This window comes from Roseateles noduli (genome assembly GCF_050626985.1).
Classification (GTDB): Bacteria; Pseudomonadota; Gammaproteobacteria; order Burkholderiales; family Burkholderiaceae_C; genus Roseateles; species Roseateles noduli_A.
Window position 1 is genome coordinate 4,461,115 of sequence record NZ_CP192463.1, and the last position, 15,731, is coordinate 4,476,845.

A 15,731-nucleotide genomic window follows, 5' to 3' on the forward strand; every position below is an offset into this window, starting at 1 on the left:
GCGGGTCACTAGAATGCCGGGTTTGCCCCAACTCCTGCCCGAGACCAACACCATGGCCGAGACCAGCGCTGCCGTCGTCACCCCGAACACCACCCAGATGGCCAACGCCATCCGTGCCCTGGCGATGGACGCCGTCCAGCAGGCCAACTCCGGCCACCCGGGCGCCCCGATGGGCATGGCCGAGATCGCCGTCGCGCTGTGGAAGCGCCACCTGCGCCACAACCCGGCCAACCCGCAGTGGGCCGACCGCGACCGCTTCGTGCTGTCCAACGGCCACGGCTCGATGCTGATCTACGCCCTGCTGCACCTGACCGGCTATGACCTGCCCGTCTCCGAGCTCAAGGCCTTCCGCCAGATGCACTCCAAGACGCCGGGCCATCCGGAAGTCGGCATCACCCCCGGCGTCGAGACCACCACCGGCCCGCTCGGCCAGGGCATCACCAACGCCGTCGGCTTCGCGCTGGCTGAGAAGCAGCTCGCCAAGGAATTCAACCGCGACGGCCACACCATCGTCGACCATCACACCTACGCCTTCCTCGGCGACGGCTGCCTGATGGAAGGCATCAGCCATGAAGCCTGCTCGCTGGCCGGCTCGTGGAAGCTGAACAAGCTGATCGCGATCTACGACGACAACGGCATCTCCATCGACGGCCAGGTCGGTCCCTGGTTCGGCGACGACACCGCCAAGCGCTTCGAAGCCTACGGCTGGAACGTCGTCGGCCCGGTCGACGGCCATGACGTCGACGCCGTCGACGCCGCCATCGCGCTGGCCAAGACCAGCAAGGACAAGCCCTCGCTGATCATCGCGAAGACCCACATCGGCAAGGGCAGCCCGAACCGCGCCAACACGTCGAAGGCCCACGGCGAGCCGCTCGGCGCCGAGGAAATCAAGCTGACCCGCGAAGCGCTGGGCTGGTCGCATGAGCCCTTCGTGCTGCCCGCCGAGGTCTACGCCGACTGGGACGCCAAGGACGCCGGCACCGGTTTCGAAAAGGCCTGGGACGAGAAGTTCGACGCCTACGCGACGCAGTTCCCGGAACTGGCCGCGGAGTTCTCCCGCCGCATCGCCGGCGTGCTGCCGCCCAACTTCGCCGACGTCGCCGCGCAGGCCGTCATCGGCGCGCATGAGAAGGCGGAGACCGTCGCCTCCCGCAAGGCCAGCCAGATCGCGCTGGAAGCCTTCACCGCCGCGATGCCCGAACTGCTGGGCGGCTCGGCCGACCTGACCGGCTCCAACCTGACCAACACCAAGAGCACGCCCGCCTTCCGCCTGGAAGAGGACGGCAGCTCCAACGGCGGCCGCCACATCAACTACGGCGTGCGCGAGTTCGGCATGGCCGCCATCATGAACGGCGTCGCGCTGCACGGCGGTTTCATCCCCTACGGCGGCACCTTCCTGACCTTCAGCGACTACAGCCGCAACGCGATCCGCATGGCCGCGCTGATGAAGCAGCGCGTGATCCACGTGTTCACGCACGACTCCATCGGCCTGGGCGAAGACGGTCCGACCCACCAGTCCGTCGAGCACGTCTCCAGCCTGAGACTGATCCCCGGCCTGGACGTCTGGCGTCCCGCCGACACCGCTGAAACCGCGGTGGCCTGGACGCTGGCCCTGGCCAACAGCCAGCGCCCCAGCGTGCTGGCGCTGAGCCGCCAGAACCTGCCCTACCTGAAGAAGTCGGGCGAGGCCGTCGACGCCATCACCACCGGCGGCTACGTGCTGAGCGAGCCGGCCGACGTCGGCCTGAAGAAGAAGGCACAGGCGGTGCTGATCGCCACCGGCTCGGAAGTGCAGCTGGCCATCGCGGCGCAGCAGCAGCTGGCCGTGGCCGGCATCCCGGTGCGCGTGGTCTCGATGCCTTGCACGAGCCTGTTCGACCGCCAGGACGCCAAGTACAAGAAGGGCGTGCTGCCGGACGGCCTGCCGCGCGTCGCCATCGAGGCCGGCGTGACCGACCTGTGGTGGAAGTACGGCGTGTCCGCCGTCGTCGGCCTGGACACCTATGGCGAATCGGCTCCGGCCAACGTGCTGTTCAAGCACTTCGGCTTCACGCCGGAGAACGTCGCCGACACCGTCAAGGTGGTGCTGGGCAAGGCGCGCCTGAAGTAAGCCACGACCGCTTCGGCGATCGACAGCAAAGGGGTGCTTCGGCACCCCTTTTTGCTGGGCGTGCAGCTTCGAACGAAGCGTCCCGCACCGGCGATGTACCCACGCTTTGAAATTCCTCGTAACCCGGTAACCCGCTCGAAACGTCGGTCGTCGCCGATCTGTTCAAATCGAGGGTTCCCGGCGCCCCGGCCCGCTGCCTCGCAGCCCCGCTCGACGCGCCGGACCGAACACCTCCGCGGCACGACGTCCACTGGCTGGGCGACGCGCCCATGACGTCATCGATTCATTTCACTCGCAGGAGACATTCCTCATGACCATCAAGATCGGTATCAACGGGTTCGGTCGCATCGGCCGCATGGTGTTCCGCGCCGCCGTGGCGAACTTCAAGGACATCCAGATCGTCGCCATCAACGACCTGCTCGAGCCCGATTACCTGGCCTACATGCTGAAGTACGACAGCGTCCACGGCCGCTTCGACGGCGACGTGGCGGTCGACGGCAACACGCTGATCGTCAACGGCCAGCGCATCCGCCTGACCCAGGTCAAGGATCCCGCCGAGCTGAAGTGGAACGAGGTCGGCGCCGACATCGTCGTCGAAGCCACCGGCCTGTTCCTGACCAAGGAAACCGGCGAGAAGCATCTGACCGCCGGCGCCAAGAAGGTCATCATGTCGGCCCCGTCCAAGGACGACACCCCGATGTTCGTCTACGGCGTCAACGACAAGACCTACGCCGGCCAGGCCATCATCTCCAATGCCAGCTGCACCACCAACTGCCTGGCCCCGCTGGCCAAGGTGCTGAACGACAAGTGGGGCATCAAGCGCGGCCTGATGACCACGGTGCACGCCACCACCGCCACGCAGAAGACCGTCGACGGCCCGTCCAACAAGGACTGGCGCGGCGGCCGCGGCATCCTCGAGAACATCATCCCGTCCTCCACCGGCGCCGCCAAGGCCGTGGGCGTCGTGATCCCCGAGCTGAACAAGAAGCTGACGGGCATGTCCTTCCGCGTGCCGACCTCCGACGTCTCCGTCGTCGACCTGACCGTCGAGCTCAACAACAACGCCACCTACGCCGAGATCTGCGCCGAAATGAAGGCCCAGAGCGAAGGCGCCCTGAAGGGCGTGCTGGGCTACACCGAGGACAAGGTCGTCGCCACCGACTTCCGCGGCGACCCGCGCACCTCCATCTTCGACGCCGACGCCGGCATCGCGCTGGACGGCACCTTCGTCAAGCTGGTGTCCTGGTACGACAACGAGTGGGGCTACTCGAACAAGGTGCTCGAGATGGTCAAGGTCGTCGCCAAGTAAGCGCCACCGGCGGCCTCTTTCCCGCCTCCCGAAGCCCCGCCCCGGCGGGGCTTTTTCGTTTCCGCCACGTCCGGGTCGCGCGCGTCTCTCAAGGCGTCCTTCAAGGCCTCCCGGCATGCCGAAACCGTCCCCGATACGAACGGTCACCACTTCGACGTTAGCTGACTCAAATTTGCGTGAGTAATCCCCCTTTGGAGGTGATGCCTCGCAGCAAATGTGTCATCGCATTAGCAATTTCTTGTGGGCCTCACACATAAACTGGTTAGCTCAGTTTTGTGGAGTTTCCGCATGTCCGTGCTGTCTTTGCCGAAGCGTCTGGCTGCTGTCGTGGCTGTACTCGGGTTGTTCGGAGCCGGCACCGCCGGCGCGGTCACCGGCACCGCCCTGAAGCCGGATCAACAACCCGATTTCGCCCGCGTGATCGTGCGCTTCAAGGCGCAGGCGGATGCGGTCAAGGCACGGCCGCTCGCCGTGCGGGCGACGGCCTCCGAAGCGAAGGACATCGCGCAGGTGCGCGGCACCACGTTGGGCATGAGACACGCGGCCACGCTGCACGCGCGTCGCAGCCTGGACAGCCGCACCCACGTCTACACGGCCAGCGGCATGAGCTCGGCCGAGCTCGCCAAGCGGCTGGCCACCGACGGCGATGTCGAGTCGGTCGAGGTCGACCGCTGGCAGAAGCATTTCTCCGTGCCCAACGATCCGCTGTATGCGACCGCCGCGTCGGCGGGCGTCACCGCGGGCCAGTGGTACCTGAAGGCGCCGGACGCCACGGTGCTGTCCTCGATCAATGCACCGGCGGCCTGGGACAAGTCGACCGGCACGGGCGTCGTCGTCGCGGTGCTGGATACCGGCGCGCGCATGGACCACCCGGACCTGGCCGGCCAGTTCGTCCAGGGCTACGACATGATCGGCTTCGGCAACAGCGGCACCAGCGTGATCGCGACCGCCAATGACGGCGACGGCGCCGACAGCGACCCGAGCGATCCCGGCGACTGGGTCGACCAGTCCGACATCGACAGCGGCCGGCTGGGCACCAGTTGCACGGCGGACGACATCGGCTCCAGCTCCTGGCACGGCACGCGCGTCTCGGGCCTGATCGCGGCCATCGCCAACAACGGCCAGGGCATGGCCGGCCTCGCCTACGGCGCGAAGGTCCAGCCGGTGCGCGTGCTGGGCAAGTGCGGCGGCTGGGCCTCCGACATCGCCGCGGGCATGCGCTGGGCGGCGGGCGTCACCGTGCCGGGCCTGCCCACCAACACCACCCCGGCCAAGGTCATCAACATGAGCCTGGGCGGCGACGGGACCTGCTCGGGCACCTATCAGGACGCGATCAACGCGGCCGTCGGGGTGGGCGCGACGGTCGTCGCAGCCGCCGGCAACGGCGTCGAGAACGACGACCCGACCAAGGAAGGCGGCGTCGCCGTCGGCACGCCGGCCAACTGCAACAACGTCATCGCGGTGGCGGGCCTGCGCCATGCGGGGACCAAGGTCGGCTTCTCCAATCTGGGCCCGCAGATCACCATCAGTGCGCCGGGCGGCAACTGCGTCAACACGACCGGTACCTGCCTGTACCCGATCCTGTCCACCAGCAACAGCGGCACGACCACGCCGGTCGCGGCCAGCAATGCCTTCAACTACACCGGCACCGGCACGAGCTTCTCCACGCCGCTGGTCAGCGGCACGATCGCGCTGATGCTGTCGGTGAATTCGAGCCTGACGCCGGCGCAGATCAAGACCGCGCTGCAATCGTCCGCACGGGCCTTCCCGGCGGCTGCCGCAGGTGTCGCGCAGTGCGTGGCGGGCAACAGCACGCAACCGCAGCTCGAGTGCAACTGCACGACCAGCACGTGCGGCGCCGGGATGTTGGATGCGAATGCGGCCGTGCTTGCAGTGACGCCTGCCACGACCCCGACGACTCCCACCACGCCGACAACGCCCACCGACACGTCGTCGGGTGGTGGCGGTGGTGGCGCGATGAGCGGTCTGTGGCTGGCAGGCCTGGTCCTGGCGATCGTGGCGCTGCGTTGGCCGAAGCCGCGTCTCGCCAGGATCCGCTCGAAGTAATCGAGCCTGAGATCCACATCCACGAAGTCCTCGGTCGCAAAACCGGGGCAGTACGAAGCTGGTTGGGGACGGCTATGCGTGGGGTTTCCGCGCTTGCCGCGGGGGCCCCACGCATAGGCGGCCAACGCCCGGAACTCGTCAGGTAGGCGGTGTCCCGCAAGCGGGGCGGAGCAGCAAGAGGGCTGCAGTACTTCCACCGCCGCTGGCCCTCACCCCTGCCCTCTCCCGCAAGCGGGAGAGGGAGCGAGAGCGCTTCGACGGGCTCTCCCATCGACGACGCCGGCCCCGCCCTCATTCCTGTCCGCGGACGCTTGACGCGGTTGCTCTCCCGCAAGCGGGAGAGGGGGTAAGAAGGCTTCAGCACTCTCCCCCTGAGCGGGGCCAAGGGCCAAGGGTCAAGGGCGGTCAGAGGGGGTCAGGTCTTGCCGTCAGCGGCTCGCACCCGACCCTGAGCCGTTCGCCGCGCTTGCCGCGGATGAAGCGGCCGGCGCCTCCACGGAGCAATCCTTGCGCTTCTCGCCCCAGGGCGGATTGGCCAGCGCATTCAGCTTCCCGGTCTGGACGCCGTCCAGCCGTGCCAGCCGCAGCGTGGTCTGCTGCAGCGGCTCTTGCAGACGCATCACGCGCAGGCCCTTGTAGTTCCGCTTGGTCATCCCGTCGAGGGCCGCCTGCGCCGCCGCTTCGCTGTCGTGCTTGCTGAGCACCAGCGTGGGCTGCTCGTCGGGGAAGCCCTGCAGCGGCTCGAACGCGATCCTGGCGCCGCGGTAGGTCTCTTCCTTGCGTTCGCGGAAGTCCTTGCTCGGCATCTTGATCGTCGCCAGCGCCCACACGCCGCCGGTGTTGACGGCATTGGCCTCGATCGACGACGCCGGAATTCCGGCGCCCGTCAGCGCCGCATTGGCGCGCTTGAGCAGCTCATCGCCGATCAGCGGCCCCAGCTCCAGGCAAGACCGCGCGGCGAGCTGCGTGACGGCCTTCTGGTTGAGCAGCGACAGCCGCTCCGGATTGATCTGCTGGTCCAGTCTTGGCGTGGCGGGTGCCACACCGGCGATCCACCCCTTGTTCCACGCGAACACCAGCACGTTGACGACGAAGAGCAGGACGACCGCGGCGCGCAGCATCGTGGCTTACCCCTGTCCGGCGGACGCGCCGCCGAGCCGCACGCTGACCTCGCCGCCGCTGACCGTCTGGCGACCCTGCGGGGTGTCGATCAGCAGTTCACCGCGATCGTTGACGCCCGCGCCGGTGCCTTCCAGCGCGCCGGCGGTGATCGCCTTGCCCTGAAGCAGGTCGCGGCGCGCGAAGCGCTCGCGCCAGGCACCGAATCCGGTCTGCGGGAACGCCGCCAGCGCCTTCACCAGCACCGGCGCCAGCCGCGCCAGCGCCTGCGGCGGCGTGACGTCGGGAATCAGTTCCTGCAGGCAGGCGAAGCCGGTGTTCAACTGCGACTCCGCGACCTTCGCGCGGTCCGACACGTTCAGGCCCACGCCGACCACCGCCATGCGCGAGCTGCCCGCGGGCACGGTCTCGATCAGGATGCCGCCGAGCTTGCGCTCGTCCAGCCACAGGTCGTTGGGCCATTTCAGGCCGAGGCGGCTGCCGTCGGGGTCGAGCGCCTCGGCGATCGCCGCGCCGACGACCAGCGACAGTCCGGACCAGTCCGCGACCTCCACCGGCATCGACAGCGAGAAGGTCAGCGACGCGCCTGGCGTGCTGTGCCAGGCGCGACCCTGCCGGCCGCGGCCGTGGGTCTGGTGTTCGGCGATGAGCAGGCAGGGGTGCAGGTCGTGCTGGCGCCGTCCGTACGGACGATCGCCGGCGCGCCCCGTGGCCACGGTGCCCTCGTCGCGGCGCACGCGATCGATCAGCGTGGCGTTGGTCGATTCGACCCGCGCCAGCACCTCGATGCTGAGCCCCGGCAGCAACGGCTCCAGGTCTTGCCACAGGGCCTCAGCGCCCCAGTTCTGATGTTCTTGCATCGCCGCGAATGTGATCTTGCGATCCGTCTTGGTCTTCCCGGGCCGAGCGGCCCGGTGGTCGTGAATGGTCCGAGTCTAGAGGGAGATGGTCATCGTCCGGGGGCCTGCACCGCGAATCGGTGGCTGTAGGACCTGACAGGGTGCGTCGGCGACCTCCGACGTTCCCTGCCCGCTCTGGACGCCGCTCAGCGCTTCCTGTCCTTGGGCGCCAGCATCGTGCCGCGGCAGCCCGGCGTGCCGCAGCGGCACTCGAACCGCTTCTTCAGCTTGGGCGTATAGCGTTCGTCGATCACCAGACCATAGTCGTAGAACAGCTCCTCGCCAGGGGAAATGTCCGTCAAGGCATGGATGAACACCCGGCCGTCGAGCTCGCGCGCCTCGCAGTTGGGGCTGCAGGCGTGGTTGATCCAGCGCGCGTTGTTGCCGTCGACCGCCGCGTCGATGACCCCGCCGGTCTCAAGGTGAAAGTAGAAGGTATGGTCCGGTTGCGACGGATCGTGCGGATGGCGACGCAGCGCTTCGTCCCAGTCGATGTGCTCGCCCTTGTATTCGATGAGCTTCTCGCCGGCCTGCAGCGGCACCAGCGCGTACACGCCGCGGCCATGCACGCCGGAGGCCCGGACCTGGATCCGGGCGCTTCTCCGGGTCACGGGAGGAGCGACGGCATCGTCGGCGGGGGCGGGAACACTCGGAGCGGGGCGCGGTTGCGGCATGGAGCGAGTCCGGTACATTGAATTCATGGGTGCGCGCGCGTGTACACACGTACGTAGGCGCGCGAGGCCGGATTGTAGGCAGACGTTCATGAAGATCTTGGACGCCTGAACGAAGAGGAAAGAAGCAAGCGCATGAGCAAGGCATTGGTGATCGCGGAGAAGCCGTCGGTGGCGCAAGACATCGTCAAGGCGCTGACCGCGCTGTCGGGCAAGTTCGAGAAGCATGACGAGTATTTCGAGAACGACGCGTACGTCGTCAGCTCGGCCGTCGGCCATCTGGTGGAGATCAAGGCGCCGGAGGAGTTCGACGTCAAACGCGGCAAGTGGAGTTTTGCCCACCTGCCGGTGATCCCGCCCCACTTCGATCTGAACCCGATCGACAAGAGCAAGGGCCGGCTCAACGCGCTGGTCAAGCTGATCAAGCGCAAGGACGTGACCTCGCTGATCAACGCGTGTGACGCGGGGCGCGAAGGGGAACTGATCTTCCGCCTGATCGTCCAGTACGCCGGCACCGCCAAGGCGCAGGTCGCCAAGCCGGTGAGCCGGCTGTGGCTGCAGTCGATGACGCCGCAGGCGATCCGCGACGGCTTCGAGCGCCTGCGCACCGACCAGCAGATGCTGCCGCTGGCCGACGCGGCGCGTTGCCGCTCGGAAGCCGACTGGCTGGTGGGCATCAACGGCACGCGGGCGATGACCGCGTTCAACTCGCGCGACGGCGGCTTCTTCCTGACCACCGTGGGCCGCGTGCAGACGCCGACGCTGTCCATCGTCGTCGAGCGCGAGGAGAAGATCCGCAAGCACGTCTACCGCGACTACTGGGAAATCCGCGGCAGCTTCGACGCCGAGGCCGGCCAGTACGAGGGCAAGTGGTTCGACCCCGCGTTCAAGAAGAACGCCGACGATCCCGAGCAGCGCGCGGACCGCGTCTGGACGCAGGCGGAGGCCGATGCCATCGCCGCCGCCGCGCTGGGCCAGCCCGCGACGGTGACCGAGGAATCCAAGCCCAGCACGACGGCCAGCCCCGGCCTGTACGACCTGACCACGCTGCAGCGCGAGGCCAACTCGCGCTTCGGCTTCTCGGCCAAGACGACGCTGGGCCTGGCGCAGGCGCTGTATGAAAAGCACAAGGTGCTGACCTACCCGCGGACCGACTCCCGCTACCTGCCCGAGGACTACCTGATCGTCGCGCAGGACACCGCGCGCATGATCGCCAGCGAGGACATGCCCGGGCCGCTGCAGGCGCTGGCGCAGCACGCGAAGACGGCGCTGGACAAGGGCTACATCAAGCCGACGAAGAAGGTCTTCGACAACACCAAGGTGTCGGACCACTTCGCGATCATCCCGACGCTGCAACCGCCGCGCAGCCTGACCGAGGCCGAGGCCAAGCTCTACGACATGGTCGTCAAGCGCTTCCTGGCCGTGTTCTTCCCGCCGGCCGAGTTCCAGGTCACGACGCGGATCTCGACGGTGAAGACGCCGGAGAAGTCCTATGCGTTCCAGACCAACGGCAAGGTGCTGGTGAAGCCGGGCTGGCAGGCCGTCTACGGCAAGGAAGCGACCGACGAGAACGCCGAGCCGGGCACCAGCGGCGCGATGCTGGTACCGGTGAAGGCCGGCGAGGTGGTGCGCACCGAGGGCACCGAGGTGAAGGCGCTGGTGACCAAGCCGCCGGCGCGCTACACGGAAGCGACGCTGCTGTCGGCGATGGAAGGCGCGGGCAAGCTGGTCGACGACGACGAGCTGCGCGAGGCCATGGCCGAGAAGGGCCTGGGCACGCCGGCCACGCGCGCCGCGATCATCGAAGGGCTGCTGGCCGAGAAGTACATGCTGCGCGAAGGCCGCGAGATGATCCCCACCGCCAAGGCCTTCCAGCTGATGACGCTGCTGCGCGGCCTGGGCGTGGAGGAACTGACCAAGCCCGAGCTGACCGGCAACTGGGAGTTCCAGCTGTCCGAGATGGAGAAGGGTCGCCTCAAGCGCGAGGCCTTCATGGCCGAGATCGCCGCGATGACCGAGAAGGTCGTGCGCAAAGCCAAGGAATACGACCGCGACACCATCCCCGGCGACTACGCGACGCTGAAGACGCCGTGTCCGAAGTGCGGCGGCGTGGTCAAGGAGAACTACCGCCGCTTCACCTGCACCGGCAAGGTCGGCAACGGCGACGAGTGCGGCTTCTCGATCCCCAAGATCCCGGGCGGCCGCAGCTTCGAGCTGGCCGAGGTAGAGACCTTCCTGCGCGACAAGAAGGTCGGTCCGCTGGAGGGCTTCCGCTCCAAGGCCGGCTGGCCGTTCACGGCCGAGCTGGCGCTGGTGTTCGACGCCGAGATCGACAACTGGAAGCTGGAGTTCGACTTCGGCGAGGACGCGAAGAAGGCCGAGGAGAACGGCGAGCCGGTGGACTTCAGCGCTCACACGCCGCTGGGCCCCTGCCCGAAGTGCAACGGCCGCGTCTTCGACTTCGGCAGCAACTACGTCTGCGAGCACGCGGTCGGCGACAAGGTCAGCTGCGACTTCAAGAGCGGCAAGATCATCCTGCAGCAGCCGATCGAGCCCGAGCAGATGAGCAAGCTGCTCGCGACCGGCAAGACGGACCTGCTGGAGAACTTCGTCTCCAACAAGACGCGTCGCAAGTTCAAGGCCTTCCTGACCTACGACAAGAAGGAAGGCAAGGTGATCTTCGAGTTCGAGCCGCGCGCCGCGAAGCCGGGCGCCAAGACCGGCGCAAAACCCGCGGCCAAGACGCCCGCAGCCAAGAAGGTCGCGGCGAAGAAGGCGACGGCGAAGGGCTGATTCCCTCGCGATGCACGGCGCTAGGGCGCGCGCAGGAACGCGTCGCCGCCCAGCACCGGCTCGGCGCGCAGCCGCGCGGCCATGAAGTCCACCAGCAGCCGCAGCGACGCGGGCACGCGACGCCCGGCGGCATGGACGAGATGCACCGGCGCCGCCGGCACTTCATGGTTGGCGAGCACGATGCGCAGCAGGCCGCTCCGCACCGCGTCCGCCGCCTGATAGACCTGGCACCGCGCCAGGCCCACACCGGCCACCGCCGCCGCGATGCCCGCGGCGTTGTCGTTCACCATCAGCGTGGGCGACAGCGCTTGCGGGCCGTCGCGGAAGCGCCAGGGCGTCATGCTCTGGCCGTCGAAGTAGCTGGCGATGATCCGGTGGTCGACGAGGTCCCGCGGCGTGCGCGGTTCACCGGCACGGCGCAGATAGTCGGGCGAGGCCACGATCACCCGTCGCATCGCGCCCACCGGCACCGCGGTCAATCCTGAATCCGGCAGATGGGCGATCCGCACCGCCAGGTCCAGCCCCTCGTCCAGCAGCGACACGACCCGGTCGACCAGCAGCAGCTTCAGCCGGATCCGCGCGTGCTGCTGGAGGAACTCCGCGGCGAGCGGGGCCACGTGTTGCCGTCCGAACATCGACGGCGCGGTCAGCGACAGCAGGCCCGCCGGCTCGGCCTGCGCCCCGGCCGCCGCGGCCTCCGATTCGTCGAGGTCGCCGAGGATGCGACGGCAGTCGACGACGAAGCGCTCCCCGGCCTCGGTCAACCGCACCGAGCGCGTGCTGCGCTGGAACAGCTGCACGCCGAGCCGCTGCTCCAGGGCCGCGATGGCGCGCGTGGCGGCCGGCGCGGAGCAACCCATCCGTCGCGCGGCAGCGGCGAAGCTCTGCGTGTCGGCCACGGCGACGAAGCAGCGCAGGCGGTCGAGGTGATCCATGTCCAGGGACGCCGCAAGCCCGCAGCGTCACATTATTTCGGCAGCTGCAATTCTGAATGATCCGCCATCGGCATTCCAGCCAGCGACTGCAAGAGCTACGGTACGGGCCTCTGAAGACCTCCGCTGGAGCCCTCCCCGATGAACGCCTCCGTCCTCCGCCCGTCCGCGCCGTTCCGTCTGCATCGCGTGGCCGCCTCCGGCCATAGCCACCGCGTCGAGCTGCTGCTGTCCCTGCTCGACCTGCCCTGCACGATGGTCGACATCGACCTGGCCGGCGGCGATCAACGGCAACCGGCGTTCGTGGCGATGAATCCGCTCAGCCAGGTGCCGGTGCTGGAGGACGGCGATCTGGTCCTGCCGGAGAGCAACGCGATCCTGGTCTACCTGGCGACGCGCTACGCGCCCGATGCCGGCTGGCTGCCGCGCGATGCCATCGAGGCCGCCTGGCAGCAGCGCTGGTTCAGCCTGTCGGTGAGCCTGCTCGGGCCGGGCGCGGCGACGCCGCGTTTCCGCGCGCTGACCGGGTTGCCGGTCGATCCGGCCTCGTTGGCGTTGGGACACCGGCTGTTCGCGCTCATCGAGGAGCAGCTCTCCCGCACCGACTTCCTGATCGCTGACCGCCCGACGCTGGCCGACGTGGCCTTCTACGGCTACACGGCGCAGGCGCCGCTGGGCGGCGTGTCGCTGGCCGACTACCCCCGCCTGCGCGGCTGGCTGGCGCGCATCGAGGCGCTGCCGCGCTTCAAGCCGCTGCCGGACAAGTTCTGAGGCCCGCCATGGACACGACCTGGCACCCCGGCGAGCAGACGCTGCAGGAACGGATGGGCGTCCGCGCGCGCATGGCCGAGATCGGCCCCCAGGTGGTCCGGGACCACATGCCCGACCAGCACCGCGAGCTGTTCAACAAGCTGCCGACGCTGTTGCTCGGCGCGATCGATGCCGCGGGCCAGCCGTGGGCGACGATGCTGGCGGGCCCGCCCGGCTTCGTCGCGACTCCGGACGCGCGGACGATGACGGTGGCTGCGGCGCTGGACGGCCAGGATCCCGCGCTCGCCGCGCTGCGGGCGCGCGGACCGGGCGCGCCGGTGGGGCTGCTCGGGCTCGAGCCGCACACCCGCCGGCGCAACCGCATGAACGGGCGGCTGCTCGCGCTGTCCGGCGAACGTCTGTCGGTCGGCGTCGTGCAGAGCTTCGGCAATTGCCCGAAGTACATCCAGGCGCGTGATCCGCTGGCCTGGGACGATGCGCCGCCCGCATTGGCGCAGCCGCTGTGCGCGGCGCTCGATGACGGCGCGCTGGCGCTGATCGAGGCCGCGGACACCCTGTTCATCGCGAGCGCGTCGGCGCCGGTGCCCGGCGACGGGCGCGCGGACGGTGTCGACGTCTCGCACCGCGGCGGCCCGCCCGGCTTCATCCGGGCAGAACGACGACTGGACGGCGGCATCACGCTGTGGATCCCGGAGTTTCCCGGCAACCGCTTCTTCATGACGCTGGGCAACCTGCTGCGTCATCCGCGCGCGGGCTTGCTGGTGCCGGACTACGCGCGCGGCGAGCTGCTGCACCTGGCCGCCGAGTCCGACGTCACCTGGACCGACGACAAGCACGGACTGACCCTGCGCGTCACGGCCGGGCTGCGCCGCCCCGGCGCCCTGCCCTGGCGCTGGAACGAAGCGCGTCTCGCGCCTCAATTCACCGCCGAGCCAGAACCGGACCCACGTTAGTCCCCAGTTGGAGAAGCCGGGCGCGACCGGTGCCCCTCGAAGCGAATGCCGAGCATGCGCAGGCGATTGAGCGGAGAGGGGCACCGGTCGCGCCCGGCTTCGATCGCAGGCCACGCGGGCGGCCCTTTCGCGCTCCCCCAATTCGCAACCCGTGAAATCCTGGGGGGCCGGTTCGTGCCTCAATCTTCGGACGCCCCTCGCATTTGCGCGACACTCGACCGCAAACAATTTTGCGGATCAGGAGAGGGCATGCGGTCATGGGTCGATCGACGCTGAGCATCCAGACGCGGCTGGTCGCTGCGCTGAGCCTCAGCGCGACGGTGCTGGTGGGCTTGATCGGCCTGTACTGGGTCGACCGCCACGAGCACGAACTCAACGAGGCGCTGATCGAGCGCCAGCAGCGCATGGCGCAGCTGGTGGCGCGCGGCTTCGCGGAGCCGGTCTGGAACCTGGACAGTGCCGCGCTGTCGGAGCTGCTGGACGCCGTGATGGCGGATCCGGAGGTTCAGTCGATCACGCTGGCGGCGCCGGGGCTGGAGACGCTGCAGCGCTCGCGCCAGACGCCGGCGGTGCGGCCGCTCTCGCTCGAATTCGAGTTGAGCCACCGCGCCGGCGCGCAAGGCCCGGCGGGTGCGCTGGGCCGCGCGACGCTGGTCTACACGCGCAGCTACATCGACCAGACCCTGGGCGAGACGCGGCGACTGGTGGCCAGCCTGCTGGCGACGGTGCTGCTGGCGATCGGACTGACCAGTTACGTGCTGGTGCGGCGGCTGGTGGAGCGCCCGGTCTCCCGCCTGCGCGGACTGGCGCAACGTGTGGCGAGCGGCGAGCTCGGCGCCCACATCGAGCCCGAGCATGCCGACGAGATCGGCGACCTGACCGAGCAGCTCAACGCGATGAGCGCCAAGCTGCTCGACTTCGCCGAAGGGCTGCGCAGCAGCGAGCAGCGCTACCGCAGCCTGTTCGAGAACGCGGCCGAAGGCATCTTCCAGGCCGACGGCCACGGACGGCTGCTGCGCGTGAACAAGGCGCTGGCGCAGATGCTGGGGCTGGGGCGTCCCGAGGACGCGCAAGGCGTGACCCTGCGGCGCATGGTGCGCATCGAACACCACGAGTACCGCCGGCTGGCCCGCGCGCTGGAGCGCCACCGGCTGCTGCAGCAGGTGCCGCTGCTGGTCACGACGCGTGACGGCCGCGACCTGTGGGTCGAACTCAGCCTGCATCTGGTGCTGGACGGCGCGCCGCGCATTGAGGGCCTGGTCAGCGACATCACGCTGCGCCGGCTGGCGGAACAGGAACTGACGCAGCATCGCGACCATCTCGAGGAGCTCGTCACCGAGCGCACGGTCGAGCTGTCCCAGTCCAAGCAGCGCGCGGAAGCCGCGAACCAGGCGAAAAGCCGGTTCCTCGCAACGATGAGCCACGAGTTCCGCACGCCGCTGAACGCGATCCTCGGCTTCGCGCAGCTGCTGCAGATGGACAGTTCGCTCAGCCCGGCCCAGCAGCATCGCATCAGGCTGATGCGCGAATCGGGCGAACACCTGCTGGTGCTGATCACCGACCTGCTGGACGTCGCCAGCATCGAGGCCGGCAAGCTGACGCTGCAGATGAGCCCGCTCGACCTGCGGGCCCTGCTGGAGATCTGCAGCGAATCGATACGACCGCGCGCGGCCGAGAAGGGCCTGGCCTTCGCCGTGCAGCTGGACCCGCAACTGCCCTCGCGCGTGCGGGCGGACGGGCAGCGGCTGCGGCAGGTGCTGCTGAACCTGCTGTCCAACGCGGTGAAGTTCACCGACCACGGGCGCATCGGCCTCACCGTCGACGTGGTCGCGCAGGGACCCAGTAGCCTGATGCTGCGCTTCACCGTCTCGGACACCGGCATCGGCATGGCGCCGGAGCAGATGGAACGACTGTTCCAGCCCTTCGAGCAGGTGGCGGACCAGTCGCGCCGCACCGGCGGCACCGGGCTCGGGCTGGCGATCAGCCAGCAACTGGTGCGGCTCATGGGCGGGGAGATCACCGTCGAGACCTCGCCGGATGAGGGCAGCAAGTTCAGCTTCGCGCTGGAGCTGCCGCTGGCTTCCTGACGCGGCCCTTCGGACTTCGC

General features: G+C 68.8%; 11 protein-coding genes. 7 read left to right on the forward strand and 4 right to left on the reverse strand.

All coding sequences use genetic code 11. The annotated features are described in order from the left end of the window. Positions 1-13: 13 nt before the first annotated feature. The 3 genes from tkt (at position 14) to ACQ4L4_RS19400 (ending at position 5,486) form a co-directional block, all read left to right on the forward strand. On the forward strand, positions 14-2,110 hold the full coding sequence (tkt, locus tag ACQ4L4_RS19390) for a transketolase (protein ID WP_431100532.1): 2,097 nt from the start codon (positions 14-16) through the stop codon (positions 2,108-2,110). A gap of 310 nt (positions 2,111-2,420) precedes the next feature. Next, complete coding sequence (gene gap, locus ACQ4L4_RS19395; RefSeq protein WP_067281231.1) at positions 2,421-3,419, forward strand: type I glyceraldehyde-3-phosphate dehydrogenase; 999 nt, start codon at positions 2,421-2,423, stop codon at positions 3,417-3,419. A 288-nt stretch (positions 3,420-3,707) separates the two neighbouring features. Continuing rightward, positions 3,708-5,486, forward strand: a complete 1,779-nt coding sequence (locus ACQ4L4_RS19400) for a S8 family peptidase (RefSeq protein WP_431100533.1) — start codon at positions 3,708-3,710, stop codon at positions 5,484-5,486. A 428-nt stretch (positions 5,487-5,914) separates the two neighbouring features. Here ACQ4L4_RS19400 and ACQ4L4_RS19405 read toward each other — a convergent pair whose 3' ends face one another. From ACQ4L4_RS19405 to ACQ4L4_RS19415, 3 genes are all read right to left on the reverse strand, one after another. After that, positions 5,915-6,607, reverse strand: coding sequence for a hypothetical protein (locus ACQ4L4_RS19405; RefSeq protein ID WP_431100534.1), 693 nt, complete (start codon positions 6,605-6,607; stop codon positions 5,915-5,917). 6 nt (positions 6,608-6,613) lie between these two features. After that, positions 6,614-7,465, reverse strand: coding sequence for a biotin--[acetyl-CoA-carboxylase] ligase (locus ACQ4L4_RS19410; RefSeq protein WP_431100535.1), 852 nt, complete (start codon positions 7,463-7,465; stop codon positions 6,614-6,616). A 185-nt stretch (positions 7,466-7,650) separates the two neighbouring features. Then, positions 7,651-8,178, reverse strand: coding sequence for an SET domain-containing protein (locus ACQ4L4_RS19415; RefSeq protein WP_431100536.1), 528 nt, complete (start codon positions 8,176-8,178; stop codon positions 7,651-7,653). A gap of 132 nt (positions 8,179-8,310) precedes the next feature. Between ACQ4L4_RS19415 and ACQ4L4_RS19420 the strand changes: the two genes are divergently transcribed. Next, positions 8,311-10,968: a DNA topoisomerase III gene (locus ACQ4L4_RS19420; RefSeq protein WP_431100537.1), complete on the forward strand. Its 2,658-nt coding sequence runs from the start codon at positions 8,311-8,313 to the stop codon at positions 10,966-10,968. Between the two features lie 20 nt (positions 10,969-10,988). On the opposite strand, the gene ACQ4L4_RS19425 is transcribed toward ACQ4L4_RS19420, so the two are convergent. After that, positions 10,989-11,903: a LysR substrate-binding domain-containing protein gene (locus ACQ4L4_RS19425; protein WP_431100538.1), complete on the reverse strand. Its 915-nt coding sequence runs from the start codon at positions 11,901-11,903 to the stop codon at positions 10,989-10,991. Between the two features lie 138 nt (positions 11,904-12,041). Here ACQ4L4_RS19425 and ACQ4L4_RS19430 point away from each other — a divergent pair, with 138 nt between their 5' ends. The 3 genes from ACQ4L4_RS19430 to ACQ4L4_RS19440 all read left to right on the forward strand — a co-directional run bounded on the left by ACQ4L4_RS19430 (position 12,042) and on the right by ACQ4L4_RS19440 (position 15,711). Next, a complete protein-coding gene (locus tag ACQ4L4_RS19430; protein WP_431100539.1) occupies positions 12,042-12,671 on the forward strand; it encodes a glutathione S-transferase family protein in 630 nt (209 codons plus the stop codon). 8 nt (positions 12,672-12,679) lie between these two features. Continuing rightward, a complete protein-coding gene (locus ACQ4L4_RS19435; RefSeq protein ID WP_431100540.1) occupies positions 12,680-13,624 on the forward strand; it encodes a pyridoxamine 5'-phosphate oxidase family protein in 945 nt (314 codons plus the stop codon). Between the two features lie 257 nt (positions 13,625-13,881). Then, positions 13,882-15,711 carry an ATP-binding protein gene (locus ACQ4L4_RS19440; RefSeq protein WP_377159471.1) on the forward strand — a complete coding sequence of 610 codons (1,830 nt, stop codon included), beginning with the start codon at positions 13,882-13,884 and terminating at the stop codon, positions 15,709-15,711. The last annotated feature ends 20 nt before the right edge of the window (positions 15,712-15,731 follow it).